We start from the raw sequence: 19,685 nt of genomic DNA, 5'->3' as shown, positions 1-19,685 counted from the left end.
GCCGGGGCGTGGGGCCGCCGGCGGTGCCGAAAACCGGACGGACGGTGTATCTGAGGCGAGCGTGACCCCATCCATCCCACTCGCCACATCGGTCCGGTTTTCGGAACCGGCTGGCCCGCGGAGGCTCGTCCACAGCGAACGGGAGCCGCTGGCCGCCCCCATCTGGGTGGATCGGGCCGCCGGAGACCCGGTGCGGGGGCCCACGCTGGCCGGATGGGAGACGTGCATGTCCGGGACGATGAGGGTGGGGATCATCGCGTGTGGCGGACGCGGGATCTGCGCGCATCGGGGATGTCGACGCGGGAGATCAGGTCCGCGGTCGACGGGGGCCTGATCCAGAAGGCCTGCCAGGGTGCTTATCTGGCGCGCGGTGCGCCGGATGAGCACGTGCGAGCGGTCGCGCGCGGGGGACGCCTGACCTGCGTCTCGCTGCTGCGGCTGAAGGGCGTCTTCGTCGCCCGTGCGGGCGGACTGCACACCCATCTCGCGCGGACCGCGACGCAGCCCGCCGTCGATCCGGAGGATGCCGTGCATCGCCAGCGGCTGCTTCGGCCGGTCCACCCGCGGGCGAGCGAGGTCAGCATCCTCGATGCGCTGCACCACGCGATGCTGTGCCAGGACCTGCCCGATGCGGTCGCCTCGCTGGATTCGGCGCTGCAGGGGCGCCTCGTGAGCCACACGGACGTCGACGAGTTGTTCCGCGTGCTGCCGGCCCGACTCAAGCGTGCACGGCGCCTGGTCGACGCGAGGGCGGAGGCGGGGCCGGAGACACTCGTGCGGCTGATGGCAGTGGCACTCGGGTTCTGCGTCGAGTCGCAGGTCCTCATCCCCGGGGTAGGGCGGGTGGATCTGCTGCTCGACGGCTGGATCATCGTGGAGTGCGACAGCAAGGCGTTCCATGAGGACTGGGAGGCGCAGCGCCGCGACCACCGCCGGGACCAGGTCGCGGCCGCGCGGGGTTACGTGCGCTACCGACCGATCGCGGAGGACATCCTGTTCCATCCCGAGACGGTCGAAGATGCGCTGCGCGGCCTGCGCGAGCTTACGCCGCGCGTGCCGAAGACCGGCCGGATGGTGCGCGCGTGACGGATGCGATCACTCCGGTCACGCACGTCCCATCGATCCGGTTTTCGGAACGGCAGAGGAGCGGCAACGGCCGCCGGCGGCCCGGCGCCGACACGACGAAGCCCCCGGTCCAGGAGGACCGGGGGCTTCGGGAGAGCGGTGCTCAGTGCTGGTCGTGACCGGCCTCGAGCTCGCGCGGGCTGGGGCCGTACTCGTGCAGCGCGTGCTTCTGGTGCGCGACCGCGGCATCCAGCTCGCTCTGCGTGAGCGGGGCGAGACGGTCCTCGAAGAACCAGCGCGACAGACCGGCGCGCAGCTTCTCGCTGAACGGGATCCGGCCCTGATCGTTCGGGCGCAGCACGAGGGGAGCGTAGGTCTCGACGTCCACGAGCTTCCAGCGCTCGTACTCGTCGACCGGGCGGTGCACCTCGCGGTACTCGCCGCCGGGCATCCGGACGATGCGGCCCGACTCGTAGCCGTGCAGCGCGATCTCGCGGTCCTTCTTCTGCAGCGCGAGGCAGACGCGCTTGGTGATGAAGTACACGACGATCGGGGCCAGGATCAGCGAGATCTGCAGGAAGCGGATCACGCCCTCCATGGTGAGCCAGAAGTGCGTCGCGATGATGTCCGACGACGCGGCGGCCCAGAGGATCGCGTAGAAGACCACGCCGGCGGCGCCGATCGCGGTGCGCGTCGCGGCGTTGCGCGGACGCTGAGCGATGTGGTGCTCGCGCTTGTCGCCCGTGATCCACGCCTCGAGGAAGGGGTAGATCGCGACGAGCACGATGAAGATGCCGAGCACCGCGACGGGCACCAGGATGCCGAGCGACAGCGTGAAGTTGCCGATGACGATGTCCCAGTTCGACGGGGCGAGACGCAGGGCGCCGTCCGCGAAGCCGATGTACCAGTCGGGCTGCGTGCCGGCCGACACGGGGGACGGGTCGTACGGGCCGTAGTTCCAGATGGGGTTGATCTGCACCAGCGACGCGATCAGCACGATGGTGCCGAAGACGATGAAGAAGAACCCGCCCATCTTGGCCATGTAGACCGGCATCATCGGGTAGCCGACGACGTTGCCGTTCGTGCGACCCGGGGCCGCGAACTGCGTGTGCTTGTTCACGATCATGAGCAGCAGGTGGAGCGCGACGAGCGCGATCACCAGCAGCGGCAGGATCAGGATGTGCAGCGTGTAGAGGCGGCCGACGATGTCGGTGCCGGGGAACTCGCCGCCGAACAGCAGGAACGACGTCCAGGTGCCGATGATCGGCAGGCCCTTGATCATGCCGTCGATGATGCGGAGACCGTTGCCCGAGAGCAGGTCGTCGGGGAGCGAGTAGCCGGTGAAGCCCTCGGCCATCACCAGGATGAACAGCACGAAGCCGATCACCCAGTTCAGCTCGCGCGGCTTGCGGAACGCGCCCGTGAAGAACACGCGCAGCATGTGCACGCCGATGCCGGCCACGAAGACCAGCGCGGCCCAGTGGTGGATCTGGCGGACCAGCAGGCCGCCGCGCAGGTCGAACGAGATCCGCAGGGTCGACTCGAGCGCCGACGACATCGCGATGCCGCGCATGGGCTCGTACGCGCCGGTGTAGTGCGTCTCGACCATGGAGGCCTGGAAGAAGAACGTCAGGAACGTGCCCGACAGCAGCACGACGACGAACGACCACAGCGCGATCTCGCCGAGCATGAAAGACCAGTGGTCGGGGAAGACCTTGCGGCCGAGGGCCTTGACGAGGCCCGACATGCTGGTGCGCTCGTCGATGTAGTTCGCGGCCGCGGCGACGAACCTGCCGCCGAGCGGCGCCTGGGGCTTCTCAGGTGCGGTGGTGGTGCTCATCAGTGACGCTCCCAGAAGCTCGGGCCGACGGGCTCGGTGAAGTCGCTCTGCGCGATGAGGTAGCCCTCATCGTCGACGGCGATGGGCAGCTGCGGCAGCGGGCGCGCGGCCGGGCCGAAGATGACCTTGGCGTGCTCGGTGACGTCGAACTGCGACTGGTGGCAGGGGCACAGCAGGTGGTGGGTCTGCTGCTCGTACAGCGCCACGGGGCAGCCGACGTGGGTGCAGACCTTCGAGTAGGCCACGATGCCGTCGTACGACCAGGACTTGCGGTCCTCGTTCTCCTTGAGCTGCTCGGGGAGCAGACGCATGAGCAGGACGATGGCCTTCGCCTTCTCCTCGAGGTAGCCGTCGTCGTGGCTGAGGCTCGCGAGCGACTCGGGGATGACGTGGAACGCCGAGCCGAGCGTGACCGACGACGCCTTGATCGGGGTGCCCTCGGGGTCGAGCGCCAGGCGCTCGCCCTCCTTCCACATGGTGTGGTTGAGCAGCGCGACCGGGTCGCCCGCGGTGGGGTTCTCGGCCGTCGAGTGCGGGGCCAGGCCGCGGAACAGCGCGAGACCCGGGAGGATCGAGGCGGCGACGGCGGCGATCAGCGAGTTGCGGATCATCTTGCGACGACCGAAGCCCGACTCCTCGTTGGCGATCGCGAACGCCTCGACGGCCGCGGCGCGGGTGGCCTCGCTGCCGCGGGTCGAGTGGCGCTCCTCGACGTATTCCTTGTCGCTCATGAGCGCCTTGGACCAGTGGATGGCGCCCACGCCGATCGCGAGCAGCGCGAACGCGATGCCCAGGCCGATCCAGAGGTTGTTGTTGCGGATCGAGAGCATCGACCCGTCCTCGATCGGGAACAGCATGTAGGCGGCGACCGCCCAGATGCTGGCCGCGACCGACACGTAGAACAGCGTGTAGACCGTGCGGTCAGCCGCGCGCTCCGCCTTCGGATCCTTGTCGGTCATGCGCGCACGGTGCGGCGGCAGGCCGGGGTTCTGCACGGGGTCGGCAATCGAAACGGCGAGGCCGGGGGAGGGGCGGTAGACCTCCACCGCCTGCGGTTCGCTGTCGTGCGCCATGGTGCTCCTCGTCACGTCTTCTTCGTTCGCCATGCTCAGTTGGACTTCGCGGTGATCCACACGGTGATCGCGATGAGCCCACCGATGCCGAAGATCCACACGAACAGACCCTCGGACACGGGGCCGAGCGAGCCGATCGTGAAGCCGCCGGGAGCGGGCTGCTCCTGCTGGTAGAGGAGCGCGGAGATGATGTCGCGCTTGTCCTCGGGCGTGAGGTTCATGTCGTTGAACACGGGCATGTTCTGGGGGCCGGTCACCATCGCGGCGTAGATGTGCTGCGCGCTGGTGTCCATGATGTCCGGGGCGTACTTGCCCTCCGTCAGCGCACCGCCGGCGGCGGCCACGTTGTGGCACATCGCGCAGTTGATGCGGAACAGCTCGGCGCCGCGCGCGACGTCGCCCTCGCCGTCGAGGTAGCGCTCGTCCGGGAAGTCGGGGCCCGGGGCGACCGACTGCACGAACTCGGCCATCGCGAGGATCTGCTCCTCGGTGAACTGGGCCTCCTTCTGCGGGGCCTGGACGTCCTGGCGCTGCATCGGCATGCGGCCGGTGGACACCTGGAACTCGACGGCGAGCGCGCCGACGCCGTACAGCGACGGGCCGTTGTCGGTGCCCTGCAGGTCGAGGCCGTGGCAGGTGGCGCAGTTGGCCTGGAACAGCTTCTCGCCGTCCTCGACCGTGAGCGTCGTGCTGGCGGCGGTGGTCTCGGTCGATGCGGCGACCGCGGCGGACGCGCCGGCGTAGGCGCCTCCCGTGATGAGCAGGCCGATGCCGATGAGGGCGGCGGCGGCCAGCGGGCTGCGACGGCCGTTCGAGCGGCGCTTCTTCTCTCGTGCCATAAGTCTGATGTAGCTCCGCTCTTACTTGAGGAAGTAGATGACCAGGAAGAGCGCGATCCACACGACGTCGACGAAGTGCCAGTAGTAGGACACGACGATCGCGGTGACGGCCTCCTTGTGACGGGGGCGCTTGACCGCGTAGAAGCGGCCGATGGTGAGCAGGAACGCGACGAGGCCGCCGGTCACGTGCAGGGCGTGGAAGCCCGTCGTGAGGTAGAAGGCCGACGCGTACGAGTCGGCGCTGATCGGCATGCCCTCGAGCACGAGCGTGGCGTACTCCCACACCTGGCCCGAGACGAAGACCGCGCCCAGCGCGAACGACACCCAGAACCACGGGACGACGCCCCAGCCCACGAGCCGCTGCAGGAGCGGGTTCTTGAACGTCAGGCCCTCGGCCGAGAACACGCCGAGCTGGCAGGTCACACTGGAGAGCACCAGGATGATCGTGTTCACGAGCGCGAACGGCACGTTGAGAAGCTCGGTGCGCTCAGCCCACAGCTCCGGCGAGGTGCTGCGGAGGGTGAAGTAGATCGCAAAGAGGCCGGCGAAGAACATGACTTCGCTGCCGAGCCAGACAATCGTGCCGACGGCGACGGGATCGGGTCGCTTCACGGTTCTCGGTGCCGGGGCATACGTCGCTGAGGTCGTCACGGAACCATTATTGCCGATCCTCCGGCCTGGTTTGGGCAACTTCGACATCGCGTCGAAGTATGTGGGACCCGAATGCCGTCTGGGAGTCCGGCGCGAGATCCCTGTCTATACGCCCTGGCTAGGATCGGAGCATGGCGGAACCCACCTGGCCCGACGTCCTGACCACCGTGCTCTCGCGCACCGACCTCAGCGTGTCGGAGGCCACTTGGGCCATGCGGCAGGTGATGCAGGGCGCGGCGACCCCCGCCCAGCTCGCCGGATTCCTGCTCGCGCTGCGGGCGAAGGGCGAGACGGTCGAGGAGATCATCGGCTTCCGCGACGCGATCCTCGAGGCCGCCGTCCCGCTGGATGTCGACCCCAACGTGCTCGACATCGTCGGCACGGGCGGCGACCGCTTCGGCACCGTCAACATCTCGTCGACGGCCTCGATCGTGATCGCTGCGACGGGCGTGCCCGTGGTCAAGCACGGGAACAAGGCTGCGAGCTCGAAGTCGGGCTCCTCGGATGTGCTCAGCGCGCTCGGCATCGACCTGCGCCTGCCCCCGGAGGCCGTGGCCGGGGTCCTCGACCGCGCCGGCATCACGTTCGCGTGGGCGGCGGCGTTCCACCCGGGCTTCCGCCACGCGGGTCAGGTGCGCGCGGAGCTCGGCGTGCCGACCGTGTTCAACTTCCTCGGCCCGCTCGTGAACCCCGCCCGCGCGGAGGCGAACGCCGTCGGCGTGGCCAACCTCGACGTGGTCCCGCTGATCACCGGCGTGTTCCGCACGCGCGGCGCCACCGCGCTCGTCTTCCGGGGCGAGGACGGCCTCGACGAGCTGACGACCACGGGGTACTCCCGCATCTGGGAGGTCTCGCGCGGCGACGTGCACGAGTTCGACATCCACCCGCGCGACGTGGGCCTGGCGACCGCGACCATCGACGACCTCCTCGGCGGCACCCCCGAGCACAACGCCGAGGTGCTGCGGCGCACGCTGGCGGGCGAGAAGGGCGCGGTGCGCGACATCGTGCTGCTCAACGCGGCGGCGGGCATCGTGGCGTTCCGGCTCTCCCAGGACCCCGCCCAGATGCAGCGGGGCATGGTCGAGCGTCTCGTCGAGGCGCTCGAGGAGGCGGCCGCGGCGATCGACGACGGTCGCGCCACGGCGAAGCTGGAGCAGTGGATCTCGGCCTCGCAGGAGCTGGGCGGGTCGGCGCCGGCGTGAGCCCGCCGCAGGCCGGGGGAGGCGACGGATGGATCCGATCGAGGCGCTGAACGAGATCGCGTACCTCCTGGAGCGCGAGCGCGCGTCGAAGTTCAAGGCGAAGGCGTTCCGCGCCGCCGCCGCGGCGGTCGCCGGCCTGGACGAGGCGGCGCGCCGGGACCCCGAGCGGCTGCGCCGGACCAAGGGCATCGGCGCGTCGACCTTCGCGGTGATCGAGCAGGCGCTCGTCGGACGTGTGCCGGACTACCTGACCGACCTGCGCGAGCGGCTGGGGGACGTGAAGCCGTCCGAGCTGCGGGGTCTGCTCCGCGGCGACCTGCACTCGCACAGCGACTGGTCGGACGGCACGACGCCGATCGAGGACATGGTCGCCGCCGCGCGCGGGCTGGGGCATGAGTACCTCGCGCTCACCGACCACTCGCCGCGGCTCAAGGTCGCGCGCGGACTGTCGCCCGAGCGGCTGCGACGCCAGCTCGAGGTGGTCGCCGGGTTCCAGTACGACGACTTCACGCTGCTGAGCGGCATCGAGGTGGACATCCTGAGCGACGGCGCGCTGGACCAGGAGCCCGAGCTGCTCGACGAGCTGGACGTCGTCGTCGCGTCGGCGCATTCCGAGCTGCGCATGGAGTCCACGGCCATGACCCGACGGCTGGTCGCGGCCGTGTCCAACCCGCGCGTCACGGTCCTCGGCCACGTCACCGGCCGGCTCGTGACCGGATCGCGCGGAACGCGCCCGCCGTCCACGTTCGATCCGCGAGCGGTGTTCGAGGCGTGCGCCGAGCACGGCGTGGCCGTCGAGATCAACTCGCGGCCCGAGCGGGAGGACCCGCCGGACGACCTGATCTCCCTCGCGCTCGAGATCGGCTGCCTGTTCTCGATCGACTCCGACGCGCACGCCCCGGGGCAGCTGTCTCTGCTCGACCACGGCGCAGAGCGCGCCGAGCGGCTCGGCGTGCCGGCGGAGCGCATCATCACGACCTGGCCGCTCGGCAGGCTGCGGGCCTGGGCCTGGGGCGCGTGAGCCGGGCGGGCGGGGCGCAGGCGGCGCGGCGGGCGTTCCCGTGGCTCGTGATCGCGGGGGTGCTCGTCGCCGCGTTCAGCCTGCGCGGGCCCATCCTGTCGGTCACGCCCGTGCTGCGGGACATCGAGCACGACTACGCGCTCGATGCCGCGACCGCGTCGCTGCTGACCACCTTCCCGGTGCTGATGTTCGCCGCGCTGACCCCGGTCGCCGCGGTCGTCATCCGGCGCGCGGGAGCCGACCTGGCGCTGCTCGCCTGCCTGGCCGCGGTCGCGGTGGGCACGCTCATCCGGACCCTCCCCGGATTCGGATGGATGCTCGTCGGCATGGTCGTGATCGGTGCGGGGATCACGGTGGGCAACATCGTGATCCCGGTGATCATCCGCCGCGAGGTGCCGCCCGAGCGAGTCGCGACGGTGACCGCCGCCTACACGGCCGCGCTGAACGCGGGGTCGCTGCTGACGACGCTCACCACCGCGTCGATCGCGGAGCTCACCGGATGGCCGCTCGCGCTGCTGCTGTGGATCGTGCTGACCGCCCTGGGGCTCGTGCTGTGGGGCCTGCACCTGTGGCGCGACCGGATGCCGGGCGTGCCGTGGGACGAGCGCTCCGGAGGAGGAGGGACGCCGGCGGACGCGGTGTCGATGACCGGACCGGTCCCGGTGCCCGGGCGCGGCGACGTCCTGCGGAACCCGGTCGTCTGGCTGCTGGTCGCAGCTCTCGGCTGCCAGTCCTCCGCCTACTACGGCCTGTCGACCTGGCTGCCGGCGATGCTCTCCGACATGACGGGCACGGGAGCCGCCGTCGCGGGGGCGCTCGCGTCCCTGTTCCAGGGCGTCGCGATCGCGGGGGCGTTCGTCGTGCCGACGCTCGCGCGCTACCTGCCGCTCGCGGTGCCGGCCGCCCTCGTCGCGGCGTGCTGGGTCGCCATGGTGGGAGGGCTGCTGGTCGTCCCTGAGCTCTACCCGCTCTGGGTGTCCCTCGGCGGGGTCGCGCACGCGGGCGGCTTCGTGGTGGTGTTCACGGTGCTCGTCGGCATCGCCCGCAGCAGCCGCGAGGCGGCGGCGATGTCGGCGCTCGTGCAGGGGCTCGCGTACGTGGCAGGCGCGGCGGGCGGACCCCTCCTCGGCGGTGTGCACGACCTGACGAGCGGCTGGACGCTGCCGCTTCTTCTCACGCTGGCGCTCGTGAGCGGCTTCTCGGCCTGCATCCTGACCGCGGTCGCCCGCGTGCGGCGCTCCTGAGGGTCGACGGCCCCGTACCGGTCAGGCCAGGGCCGTGAGCACCCGGTCCATCGACGAGCCGAGGTTCCAGCGGCCCGCGAACTCGCGCGCCCGCTGCGCCGCGGCCTCATCCGGCACGGGGAGGATCGCCGGCACGTCGCCGAGGTCGAGGTCGGTCGCGACCGCGACCACGCGCGGCGCGACGTCGAGGTAGTCGGACGCGGCGGCGAACTTGGCGCGCACGCCGGCCGACATCCCCTCGCCCGCGGCGGCCGCGGCGCGGATGCCCGCGAGGTCGCCGTGGGCGGCCAGGAGGGTCGCGGCGGTCTTCTCGCCGACGCCCTTGACGCCGGGTAGGCCGTCCGACGCGTCGCCGCGCATGGTCGCGTAGTCCGCGTACTGGGCGGCGTGCACGCCGTACTTGGCGACCACGACCGCGTCGGTCACGATCTCGAGGTTGCTCATGCCGCGCGCCGTATAGATCACGCGCACGTCGCGGGCGTCGTCGACCAGCTGGAACAGGTCCCGGTCGCCGGTCACGATGTCGACCGGCACCGCCGACCGCGTGGCGAGCGTGCCGATCACGTCGTCGGCCTCGTGCTGCGCGGCGCCGACGACCGTGATGCCGAGCGTCGCGAGCGCCTCGCGGATCACCGGGACCTGCACCTCGAGCGGATCCGGCACCTCCTCGACATCCGGACCGGACGCCACCACCTCGACCACGCGGTGAGCCTTGTACGACGGGATCAGGTCGACCCGCCACTGCGGGCGCCAGTCGTCGTCCCAGCACGCGACGAGGTGGGTGGGGCGGTAGGTCGTGACGAGCTTCGCGATCATGTCGAGCAGCCCGCGCACGGCGTTGACCGGCGTGCCGTCGGGCGAGCGCACCGTGTCGGGCACGCCGTAGAAGGCGCGGAAGTAGAGCGAGGCGGTGTCGAGCAGCATCAGGCGCGAGGTCACGGGTTCAGTGTTCCAGACGACGGCGGCACGGGCGGCTCAGTGGAAGTCGCGCGAGGCGTGGCGGACGCCGACGCGCAGGTCCTCGAACGCGTCGGCGAGCAGGTTCGCGACTCCCTCGGGTGAGCGCTCCAGGATGCCGCGCGCGATGAGCGCGGGGCTGTCGCGCACGATGCGGCGGTAGCGGTTCCAGACGCCGATCGAGCAGATCACGTTGACCAGGCCGTGCTCGTCCTCGAGGTTGAGGAACGTCACGCCCGACGCGGTGGCCGGGCGCTGGCGGTGGGTGACGAGCCCCGCGACCTCGATGCGGCGGCCCGTCTCGTGGGTGCGCAGGCGGGCGGACGGCAGCACGCCGCGCGCGTCCAATGCCTCGCGGTAGTGGGCGAGCGGATGATCCGTGGTCGAGACGCCGGTCGCCCACAGGTCGGCCGCGAGCTGCTCGTAGCTGGTCGGATCGGCGAACAGCGGCGGCTGCACGGCCGTCACGGTGTGCGGCAGGTACTCGGGGCGATCCTGCGCGGCGGAGCCCGCGAGCCAGATCGCCTCGCGGCGCGACAGGCCCAGGCACTCGAACGCGCCGGCGGTGGCGAGGGCCTCGAGGTGGGTCTGCGTGATGCCGGTGCGGCGCACCAGCTCGGGCAGCTCGCGGTACGGGCCGCCGCGCTCGCGCTCCGCGACGATCCGCTTGGCGGTGTCGAGCCCCATGCCGGTCACGCCCGCGAGCCCGAGCCGCACCGCGAACGCGCCGTCCCGGCGATGGGCTGCCGACTCGTCCGGCGCGTCCCGGTCGAAGGCGCCCGGCGCGGGATGCACGCGGGTCAGGCACGACTCGAGGCCGGTCGTCCCGCCGGATCCCTCGCGCAGCGGCTCGAGCACCTCGGTCGCCCCCGAGCGGTTCAGGTCGGGGCGGCGCACCTCGACGCCGTGGCGGCGGGCGTCGCCCGTGAGCGATGCGGGGGAGTAGAAGCCCATGGGCTGCGCGCGCAGCAGACCGGCGAGGAACGCGGCCGGGTAGTGCAGCTTGATCCACGACGACGCGTAGACCAGCAGGGCGAACGACAGCGAGTGCGACTCGGCGAAACCGAAGTTCGCGAACGCCTGGATGCGCGCGTAGATGCCGTCGGCCAACTCCCCGGTGATCCCGTTCGACGCCATCCCGGCGTACAGCTTGTCGCGCAGCTTCTCGATCTTCTCCTTGCCGCGCTTGGATCCCATCGCCCGCCGCAGCAGGTCCGCGTCCTCGCCCGAGCACTCGCCGACGGCCATCGCCATCTGCATGAGCTGCTCCTGGAACACCGGGATGCCCAGCGTGCGCTTCAGCACCGGCTCGAGCTTCGGATGGTCGTACGTCACCTTCTCGACGCCCATCTTGCGGCGCACGAACGGATGCACGGCGCCGCCCTGGATGGGGCCGGGGCGGATGAGCGCGATCTGGATCACCAGGTCGTAGAAGCGGCGCGGCTGCAGGCGCGGCAGCAGCCCCATCTGCGCGCGCGACTCGACCTGGAACACCCCGATGGAGTCGGCCCGGCACAGCATGTCGTAGACCGCGGCCTCCTCCTTCGGCAGCGTCGCGAGCGTCCACTCCTCGCCCGTGGACTCGCGGATCAGGTCGAAGCAGTGCTGCAGCGCGGCGAGCATGCCCAGGCCCAGCAGGTCGAACTTGACCAGGCCCATCCAGGCGGCGTCGTCCTTGTCCCACTGGATCACGGTGCGCCCGGGCATGCGGGCGTGCTCGATCGGCACGACCTCGCCCACGGGGCGCTCGGTGAGCACCATGCCGCCCGAGTGGATGCCCAGGTGGCGCGGCGCCTTCAGCAGCTCGGTCGCGTACTCGATCACCTGATCCGGGATGTCGTGATCGGGCCCGGTCTCGAGCCCCGCGCCCCAGCCCTCGACCTGCTTCGACCAGGCGTCCTGCTGGCCGGGCGAGAAGCCCAGGGCGCGGGCCATGTCGCGCACGGCGTTCTTGGGGCGGTACTGGATGACGTTCGCCACCTGCGCCGCGCGCTCTCGGCCGTAGCGCTCGTAGACCCACTGGATGATCTCCTCGCGGCGATCGGAGTCGAAGTCGACGTCGATGTCGGGCTCCTCGTCGCGCAGGGTGGACAGGAAGCGCTCGAACGGCAGGTCGTAGGCGATCGCGTCGACCGCCGTGATCCCGAGCAGGTAGCAGACCGCGCTGTTGGCCGCGGATCCTCGCCCCTGGCACAGGATGCCCCGGCGCCGCGCCTCGGCCACGATGTCGTGCACGATCAGGAAGTAGCCCGGGAAGTCCTTCTGCTCGATGACCGCGAGCTCGCGCTCGATGCGGTCGCGGTCCTTGGAAGACAGGTCGGGGTAGAGGCGGGGCACGGCGTCCCACACCAGCTGCCGCAGGTACGACATGGGGGTGTGGCCCTCGGGCACCTCCTGCTTCGGCAGCGCGGGGCGCATCCGCCGCAGCGGGAAGGCCAGTTCGTCGGCCAGCGTCACGGTGCGGGCGACGGCGCCCGGGTAGCGCGCGAAGCGCGCGGCCATCTCGGCGCCCGAGCGCAGGTGGGCGGCGGCGTGCGACGGGAGCCAGCCGTCGAGGTCGGCCATGCTGCGGTTGGCGCGCACGGCGGCGACCGCGGCGGCCAGGCGCGCGTTCTCGGGCGACGCGTAGTGCGCGTTGTTGGTGGCGACCACAGGCAGGCCGCGCTCGGCGGCCAGCGCCGCCAGGACGTCGTTGCGGCGCGTGTCGAGCGGATCGCCGTGATCGGTCAGCTCGACCTGCACGCTGCCGGGCCCGAACAGGTCGACGAGCCGGTCGAGGGCCGCGGCGGCGGCCACGGGCGCGCTCGCCGCCTCCGCCCCTGCGGCCTCGGCCAGGGCGCGGCGCACGAGCCCCTTGCGGCACCCGGTCAGGATCACCCAGTGCCCGTCGGCCTGCTGGGCCAGCTCGTCGAGCACGTAGAAGGGGCGGCCCTTCTCGGCGCCGCGCAGTTGGCCGTGCGTGATCGCGCCGGCGAGGCGGTGGTAGCCCTCCTCGCCGCGGGCCAGCACGAGCAGGTGGTCGCCCGCGGGGTCGGGGACGCCGTTCTGCGGGGTGGGCAGGCCCAGCGACAGCTCGGCGCCGAACACGGTCTTCACCGCGGTCTCCTCGGCCGCCTCGGCGAAGCGCACCAGGCCGTAGAAGCCGTCGTGGTCGGTGAGGGCGAGGGCGTGCAGGCCGAGCCGCTCGGCCTCCTCGACCATCTCCTCGGGCGAGGACGCGCCGTCGAGGAACGAGAAGGAGGAGTGCGCGTGCAGCTCGGCGTACGGCACGGTGTCCTCGGGGCGCCGGATGGGCGGCGCCTCGTATGCGCCGCGCTTGCGGCTCCACGCGGGGCTGTCGCCGCCGTCGGCGCCGGCCGGGCGCGCGTCGGGGCGGCGGCCGCTCAGGGCCCGCTCCAGCTCCGACCACGAGATCGGCGGGTTCTGCCAGCCCATCAGCGGCCCCCGGCGCTCATGTGTACCGCCCCTCGGCCCACCAGCGGCCGTCCTCGAGCACCAGGAGCCATGCGATCTGATCCGCGTCGACCACCTGGAAGCGGTGGGCCCGCCGGGCGCGGTCGGCATCCCACTGCCGTTCGATCACCGGCCACGGCCCCGCCCACGCCGCGATGCGGCGCCCGTCGAGCAGCGCCGGAGGAGCCGACACCGCGCCCCGCTCGTCGACCGCGACGGGGGCGCCGTCGGCCGCGGCGACCGCGACCGGGCGCCGGCTGCGGTACACCTCGCTGGGCAGCGGCGCGGGAAGGCTTCCCGGCCACGGCAGGTCGCGCGGATGCGCGGGGCGCTCGGCGTCGCCCCATGGCACGCGCCGCTCCCGCTCGCTGAGCCAGCGCCCGCCCGCCAGCATCGGCGTGACGACGCCGCGGTGGCCGAGCAGGGCCTGCACGCGCGACATCGCATGGTGCAGGCGCTCGTCGGGACCCTGGCCGAGCAGCGCCGGCTGGTGGTGCGAGGCGTCGTCGACCGCCTCGGGCTCGATGCGCACGAGCGTGACGCCGCCGTTCTCGCCGCCCAGGGTCGGCGCCCCGTTCTCGCCGCCGAGGCTCGTCTGCAGCTGCCAGCGCACCCGGTCCACGAGGGCGGGGGCATCGAAGCACGTGGGGTGCAGCCACACGCGCTCGCTGCGCCCTCCCCGGTCGTCGAGCAGCGTGATGCGCACCTCGGTGCAGACCAGGTTCGCCTCGTCGAGCCCGGTGACGACCGCGTCGGCCGTGGTGCGCACGGCGAACGCGACCTGGTCGGCCAGCGCGAGCGGCGGCTCGAACTCGACCTCCCGCGCCAGCTCGGGCGGGGGGACGCGCGGCGCGACGGGGCGCGAGTCGGACCCGCCGGCCAGGGCGTGCAGGCGGGCGCCGTGCTCGCCGAGCCGGTCGCGCACGGGCGAGATGTCGAGTGCGGCGAAGTCGCCGAGGGTCTGCACGCCCAGGCGGGCGAGCAGCGCCACGAGCTCGTCCTCGCCGCCCGCGGGGGAGAGGGCGGCGATCGTGAGCGGGGAGAGGAACGCGGCGGACGCCCCGCGCGGCACGACGCGGATGGAGGCCGGGCTCATCAGGCGCGCGGCCTGCTCCGCAGTGAACAGGCCGTCGGCGACGCCCGCGCGGGCGTCGGGGATGCCGCACGCCGCGAGCTCGTCGAGCAGCGCGCTCGCCGCCTGCTCCTCGCCGCCGTAGAAGCGGGCGGGGCCGCGCGCGCGCACGGCGCACAGCCCGGGCCGCAGGGGCTGCACGCCGGGGGTCAGCTCCTCGATGCGCGACAGGACGGGCAGGAACGCCCGCTCGTCGCGCGCGGGATCGGCGGGCACGAGGCGCAGCCGCGGGCACGCGCCCTGCGCGTCGCGACGGCGCTGACCCCGTCGCACGCCGTGGCGGCGAGCGGCGGCCGAGCACGCCACGACCCGGTTGGCGTGCATGATCGCGATCGGCTCGTCCTCGGTCGGGGGCGCCGTGTCGCCGCCCGCACGGGCGGCCGCCCGCGCCTCGCTGCGCAGCAGGGCCGTGACCGGCCAGTCGGGCAGCCACAGGACGATGACCCGGGTCGGCGCGGGCGCGCGGGTCGGAGCCGGACCGGCGGAGCCCATCACCCCACCGCCTCGAGGCGGGCGGACCCGGCGTCGCTCCCGTGGCCCGCCTCGATCCGGTGGACCGTGCGCCAGGACGGGCGCCGCGCGGTGCCCGCCGCGGCCGCCGGCGCCCCGAGCGGGCCGGGCAGCTGCACGCGCACCGAGCGCGGCACGGGGAAGCGACGGCCCGTCGCGCTGATCGTGACCTCGCGCGCGGCGAGGAGGCCGTGTCCCTGCCCGAGCCCCGTCCATTCGGGGTCGTGCAGCCGGAGCGCCGCCTCCGCCTGCGGCCAGGGGCCCTGCACGAGCAGCACGCCGCCGCGGTCGCGCAGCTTCGCCCCGATGCGGGCGGTGTCGCCGTCGCGCGCGGCGCGCGGCGGACGCATCGCGACCACGGGGAAGACCTCGGCGACGGCCGATGTGACGGCGAGCCAGCGGTCACCGGGGTCGGGGACGAGGGCGAACCGCTCGAGGTCCACGCCGTATCCCTCGGCCGCCTCGGCGGCGAGCTCCGGCATGCCGATGGCGGCGCACCAGGATCCGGCGCGCGAGGGCGCCGACATCAGGGCGAGCAGCAGGCTCGTGGCCGCGTCGAGGCTGTAGACCGCGCCGGGGCGCAGGCCTCCTTCGGGGAAGAGCGGGGCGAGTTCGGGATGCACCGGGATGGCGTCGACCTGGGCGCTGCGGCGCTGCATCCGGGTGATCTGCGCGCGCAGGCGCTGGATCTCGGCCGCGGTCTGCGGTGCCGCGGCGCCGACCGGGCTCGTCGGCCCGGGAGTCGTCGCCTCCCAGCGGGAGGCGGTCTCGTAGCGTGCCATCCCCATCCCTCAATACTAGAACCGATGTTCGAAGAAGTCGATCTTCGTCATCGAACACTAGTTCGCACCTCCGACATCACCGTCGGGAGCGCCGGAGGGTGGGAGAAGGGCGGCGCGCGGTCAGCTCTGGACGAGCGCGACGATCCCCGCGACCGCCGAGGCCGCCGCCAGCAGCAGCGCGATCCCGATCAGCACGACGTGCACCTTGAGGAAGCGCGTCGGGCGGCCCGCGGTGTCGCGAGCGCGCGGATCGCGTGCGACGCGGCGCAGGAACGTGGGCCAGACCAGCACGTTGAAGACGGCGTTCGCGAGCAGCAGGGTCGCCAGGAGGACGGTCATCCGTCGAGCCTAATCCCGGTCAGTGGGCAGATCTCCCCACGCCGTCATCTGGGATATCGCGCACCATGAAGCGCATGGACGAACCGATCCCCGCGGCGCGTCTCGTCGATCCCCATTCCGCCGTCGCCGCGAAGGTGGGAGAGCGCATCGGCGAACTCCGGCGCCGCGCACAGCTGAGCCGCCCCACGTTGGCCGACTGCGCCGACCTCGATGTGCGGCATCTGCAGCGCATCGAGCGCGGACACGGCAATCCCACGCTGCTGAGCCTCATGCAGATCGCGGTGGCGCTCGAGGTGCCGCTGTCGCATCTCGTCGAGGACGTGGAGCCGGAGGACCTCCCCGAGACCCGCCGTCCCTACGGGCACAGCACACGCGACACCCAGACCCGCCGCCGCTACTACGCCGGCAACGGCGCGCTGGAGTACTGACGCGTCAGGTCGCCGGATCCGCGAGCTCGGACCGCACGGTCTCGTGCACGAGCTCGCCGATGGCCTTGAGCAGCTTGGGGCGCTGATCCGCGCGTGAGAAGAACACCTCGACCATCCGGTTGTGGCTCGACTGCATGCCCAGCATCGCGTCGACGAGCGCGGCGTCCAGATCGGGGGATTCGACGAACTGGGAGCGCGAGTTCGCGATGGCCTGCGTGCGCAGCTTCTGGTCGGCGACCATCACCGTCACCAGCCCCTCGACCCAGGACTGCTCCTCGGGCACGGTGAAGTCCTCGCCCTCGAACATCTCGTTGATGCGCTGCAGCACCTCGGTCAGCAGCACCATGCGAGGGTCCCGCGCGGCGCCGCTTCCTCCCGCACCGAGCGGCCTCAGCTCGGCCCGCTCGCCGAGGACGAGGTGATGATCACCCGAGCGCGCGTGTTTGATGTGCGTGAGCTCGACGGCGGAGAAGTCGATCGTCTCGGTGGTCGCGCGTCCGGTGAGCCGGGGCAGCAGCAGGCGCAGATAGAGCGAGCGCTTCTCGAGGTCGGTGTCGCCGTAGTCGATGATCTGCGACAGGAAGTCGTAGAGCCGGATGAAGGTGCCCACGTCCTTGCGGAACAGATCGAGCTCCTCGATCTCAGTGCGGTCGTCGCCCGACAGCGCCGCGGTGTACCGGCCGTTGAACCGGTCGGCGGCCGACTTCAGGGGCGCCGTGTGTGCACTGTGCTTGGCGCCCGTGCCGAGCGAGCCCGCCAGGTACGCAGAGGTGAACGCCTCGACCTCGGCGTCGGTGTAGATGCCGGCGGCGTCGAGCTTGGACTGCAGGTCGTGCACGACGTCGGGATCCGTCGTGTCAGTCAGCTGCGCGTCGCGGTAGTACGGCTTGAAGGAGTCGAGGATCTCCTCCGGGTCGTTCACGAAGTCGAGCACGTAGGTGACGTCCTTGCCCGCCGACGGGTAGGTGCGGTTGAGGCGCGACAGCGTCTGCACGGCGGTGACGCCGGACAGCCGCTTGTCGACGTACATCGCGCACAGCAGCGGCTGGTCGAAGCCCGTCTGGTATTTGTTGGCGACGATCAGGACCTGGAAGTCGTCGGTCGCGAACGCGTTCGGCAACGTGCGCCCGCGCAGCCCCTTGTTGAGGTTCGCCTCGCTGTAGGGAGGTTCGACGCCGGCGAATCCGACGCCGGGCACCTGCTCATCCGTGAGGGTTCCCGAGAATGCGACGAGTGTGGCGAGGCCGTAGCCCTTCTTGGCGATGTACGCGTCGATGGCCTCCTTGTACCGCACGGCGTGCTCGCGCGATGCGGTGACGACCATGGCCTTCGCGTGTCCGTCGAGCAGATGCCGCACGTTGGTGCGGTAATGCTCGACGATGATCTGCACCTTCTGCGCGATGTTCGTCGGGTGCAGCGACACCCAGCGCATCAGGCCCTTGGTGGCCTCGGCCTCGTCCACCTGCTCGACCGCCTTGAGGTGCCGTTGCGAATTCTCGGCGATCTGGAACGCGGTCTTGTAGGTGGTGTAGTTCTTGAGGACGTCGAGGATGTAGCCCTCCTCGATCGCCTGCTGCATCGTGTACACGTGGAACGGCCGCGGCTTGCCGTCGCCGTCAGTGCGGCCGAACAGCTCGAGCGTCTTCGCCTTGGGCGTCGCCGTGAACGCGAAGAACGACAGGTTCGGGGAGTCCGCGCGGGCAGCCATCTCGGCCGCGAGGATGGCCTCGGTGTCGATCTCGCCGCCGTCCTCGAGGTCGCTCTGCTCCTCGGCCGTGAGCACCTCGCGCAGCTTCTGCGACACGCGTCCGGTCTGTGAGGAATGAGCCTCGTCGGCGATGATCGCGAAGCGGCGGTCGGCCAGGCCCTTGTTCTCGCGGATCGCCTGCAGCGCGAACGGGAACGTCTGCATGGTCACGATCACGATCAGGCGGCCCGCAAGCAGCTCCTTCGCGAGCAGGCTCGACTTCGACGTGACGTCGTCGGATCCGGACTTGCGCACCTCGTCGGCGTTGATCATGGCGACCGTGCCGTCGACGCCCTCGATCTGCTTGATGGCCTTCTGCAGCTGGTCGTCGAGCACCGTGCGGTCGGTGACGACGATGACGGTGTCGAAGATCTTGCGGTCCTCGGCGTCGTGCAGGTTCGACAGCCCGTGCGCGAGCCACGCGATCGAGTTGGTCTTGCCGGATCCGGCGGAGTGCTGCACCAGGTAGCGCTTGCCGGTGCCCTCGGCGCGCACCGTGTCGAGCAGGGTCGTGACCAGCTGCCACTGGTGCAGGCGCGGGAACAGCAGCGTCGTCGAGGTGGTGACATCACCCGTGATCGGATCGGTGGACGTGCGCTTCTCGAGGTGCAGCAGGCGACCCAGGATGTGCAGCCACGCGTCGCGCTGAAGGATCTGCTCCCACAGGTACGAGGACGCCGCGCCGTGCGGATTCACGGGGTTTCCGGCCGCGCCGCCGTCGCCGAGGTTGAACGGCAGGAAATGCGTCTTCGCCCCCGCGAGGCGGGTCGTCATGGCGACCTCGTCGTTCGATACGGCGAAGTGGACGAGGCAGCGGTTGGCGAACCCGAGCAGCGGCTCGCCCTTCGGATCGCGGTGGGCGCGATACTGCTGCTTGGCGTCCTCGATCGACTGGGTGTTGTCGGTCTTGAGCTCGATCGTCGCGACCGGCAGTCCGTTGACGAACAGGACCAGGTCGATCGACTGCGTGTTCTTCGACGAGTAGTACACCTGACGCATCACCCGCAGGCGCACGGCCTCGTAGCGCGCGCTCGCCGCGGCGTTGAGCGAGGTGGCGGGCTTGAATTCGCACATCTTGAACGAGGCCGGGGTCTTCTTGAACCCCTTGCGGAGCACGTTGAGCGTGCCGCCGCCCGCGTCGAGAGGGAGGTCGAGCGCCTTCACGAGGCGATCGAGCAGCTGCTGCTTCGCCTTGGCGTGCTCGGCCTCGGTCATCGAAGGCTTGACGACCTTCGCCCACTCGTCGGGCTGAGTCTGCTCGAGCCACGCGAACACATCGTCAGGGAACAGGGCGCGAGCCTTGTCATACCCCGTGCCGCTGGGTGAGTACAGCCATCCGTTCGCCTCGAGGTGCGCGCAGATCTCGTCCTCGAAAGCACGCTCGTGCTCGATGCCCATGGAT

At 71.5% G+C, this 19,685-nt stretch carries 15 protein-coding genes; 5 read left to right on the top strand and 10 right to left on the bottom strand.

Annotated elements, in window-relative coordinates; all coding sequences use genetic code 11:
- The first annotated feature begins 291 nt into the window (after positions 1-291).
- Positions 292-1,086 carry a hypothetical protein gene (locus tag ACYVGN_RS04630; RefSeq protein ID WP_134746292.1) on the top strand — a complete coding sequence of 265 codons (795 nt, stop codon included), beginning with the start codon at positions 292-294 and terminating at the stop codon, positions 1,084-1,086.
- A gap of 142 nt (positions 1,087-1,228) precedes the next feature.
- Here the strand turns inward: ACYVGN_RS04630 and qcrB are convergent, their stop codons facing one another.
- The 4 genes from qcrB to ctaE are packed head-to-tail and all read right to left on the bottom strand — an operon-like array spanning position 1,229 to position 5,516.
- Positions 1,229-2,905, bottom strand: a complete 1,677-nt coding sequence (gene qcrB / locus ACYVGN_RS04625; protein ID WP_460789067.1) for a cytochrome bc1 complex cytochrome b subunit — start codon at positions 2,903-2,905, stop codon at positions 1,229-1,231.
- A complete protein-coding gene (gene qcrA / locus ACYVGN_RS04620; protein ID WP_460789229.1) occupies positions 2,905-3,978 on the bottom strand; it encodes a cytochrome bc1 complex Rieske iron-sulfur subunit in 1,074 nt (357 codons plus the stop codon). The genes qcrB and qcrA overlap by 1 nt, the downstream gene beginning before the upstream one ends.
- A 35-nt stretch (positions 3,979-4,013) precedes the next feature.
- The gene (gene qcrC, locus ACYVGN_RS04615) at positions 4,014-4,817 is read right to left on the bottom strand and encodes a cytochrome bc1 complex diheme cytochrome c subunit (RefSeq protein ID WP_460789065.1); all 804 of its coding nucleotides are present in this window, start codon (positions 4,815-4,817) and stop codon (positions 4,014-4,016) included.
- A 21-nt stretch (positions 4,818-4,838) separates the two neighbouring features.
- A complete protein-coding gene (gene ctaE, locus ACYVGN_RS04610; RefSeq protein ID WP_082543121.1) occupies positions 4,839-5,516 on the bottom strand; it encodes an aa3-type cytochrome oxidase subunit III in 678 nt (225 codons plus the stop codon).
- A gap of 83 nt (positions 5,517-5,599) precedes the next feature.
- Between ctaE and trpD the strand changes: the two genes are divergently transcribed.
- The 3 genes from trpD to ACYVGN_RS04595 are packed head-to-tail and all read left to right on the top strand — an operon-like array spanning position 5,600 to position 8,935.
- Positions 5,600-6,670: an anthranilate phosphoribosyltransferase gene (gene trpD / locus ACYVGN_RS04605; protein WP_134746294.1), complete on the top strand. Its 1,071-nt coding sequence runs from the start codon at positions 5,600-5,602 to the stop codon at positions 6,668-6,670.
- A 28-nt stretch (positions 6,671-6,698) separates the two neighbouring features.
- Positions 6,699-7,691, top strand: a complete 993-nt coding sequence (locus tag ACYVGN_RS04600; protein WP_460789063.1) for a PHP domain-containing protein — start codon at positions 6,699-6,701, stop codon at positions 7,689-7,691.
- Positions 7,688-8,935, top strand: a complete 1,248-nt coding sequence (locus ACYVGN_RS04595) for an MFS transporter (protein WP_460789061.1) — start codon at positions 7,688-7,690, stop codon at positions 8,933-8,935. Before ACYVGN_RS04600 ends, ACYVGN_RS04595 begins: the two co-directional genes overlap by 4 nt.
- A 21-nt stretch (positions 8,936-8,956) precedes the next feature.
- Here ACYVGN_RS04595 and ACYVGN_RS04590 read toward each other — a convergent pair whose 3' ends face one another.
- The 5 genes from ACYVGN_RS04590 to ACYVGN_RS04570 form a co-directional block, all read right to left on the bottom strand.
- A complete protein-coding gene (locus ACYVGN_RS04590; RefSeq protein WP_460789059.1) occupies positions 8,957-9,874 on the bottom strand; it encodes a 5'-3' exonuclease in 918 nt (305 codons plus the stop codon).
- Positions 9,875-9,910: 36 nt separating this feature from the next.
- Positions 9,911-13,327: an error-prone DNA polymerase gene (locus tag ACYVGN_RS04585; protein WP_460789058.1), complete on the bottom strand. Its 3,417-nt coding sequence runs from the start codon at positions 13,325-13,327 to the stop codon at positions 9,911-9,913.
- Positions 13,328-13,343: 16 nt separating this feature from the next.
- Positions 13,344-14,969: a DNA polymerase Y family protein gene (locus ACYVGN_RS04580; protein ID WP_460789056.1), complete on the bottom strand. Its 1,626-nt coding sequence runs from the start codon at positions 14,967-14,969 to the stop codon at positions 13,344-13,346.
- A complete protein-coding gene (locus ACYVGN_RS04575; protein ID WP_460789055.1) occupies positions 14,969-15,775 on the bottom strand; it encodes a hypothetical protein in 807 nt (268 codons plus the stop codon). The genes ACYVGN_RS04580 and ACYVGN_RS04575 overlap by 1 nt, the downstream gene beginning before the upstream one ends.
- A 114-nt stretch (positions 15,776-15,889) precedes the next feature.
- Entirely contained in the window at positions 15,890-16,108 is a 219-nt protein-coding gene (locus ACYVGN_RS04570; protein ID WP_055991824.1) for an SCO4848 family membrane protein, read from the bottom strand.
- Between the two features lie 74 nt (positions 16,109-16,182).
- Here ACYVGN_RS04570 and ACYVGN_RS04565 point away from each other — a divergent pair, with 74 nt between their 5' ends.
- The gene (locus ACYVGN_RS04565; protein WP_460789053.1) at positions 16,183-16,536 is read left to right on the top strand and encodes a helix-turn-helix domain-containing protein; all 354 of its coding nucleotides are present in this window, start codon (positions 16,183-16,185) and stop codon (positions 16,534-16,536) included.
- A 4-nt stretch (positions 16,537-16,540) separates the two neighbouring features.
- Here the strand turns inward: ACYVGN_RS04565 and ACYVGN_RS04560 are convergent, their stop codons facing one another.
- The gene (locus tag ACYVGN_RS04560) at positions 16,541-19,681 is read right to left on the bottom strand and encodes a type I restriction endonuclease subunit R (RefSeq protein WP_460789051.1); all 3,141 of its coding nucleotides are present in this window, start codon (positions 19,679-19,681) and stop codon (positions 16,541-16,543) included.
- Positions 19,682-19,685: the final 4 nt, after the last annotated feature.

This window comes from Microbacterium lacusdiani, from assembly GCF_054779895.1.
The sequence above is the reverse complement of the archived record's forward strand: the minus strand, read 5'-3'. Positions and strand labels throughout refer to the sequence as shown.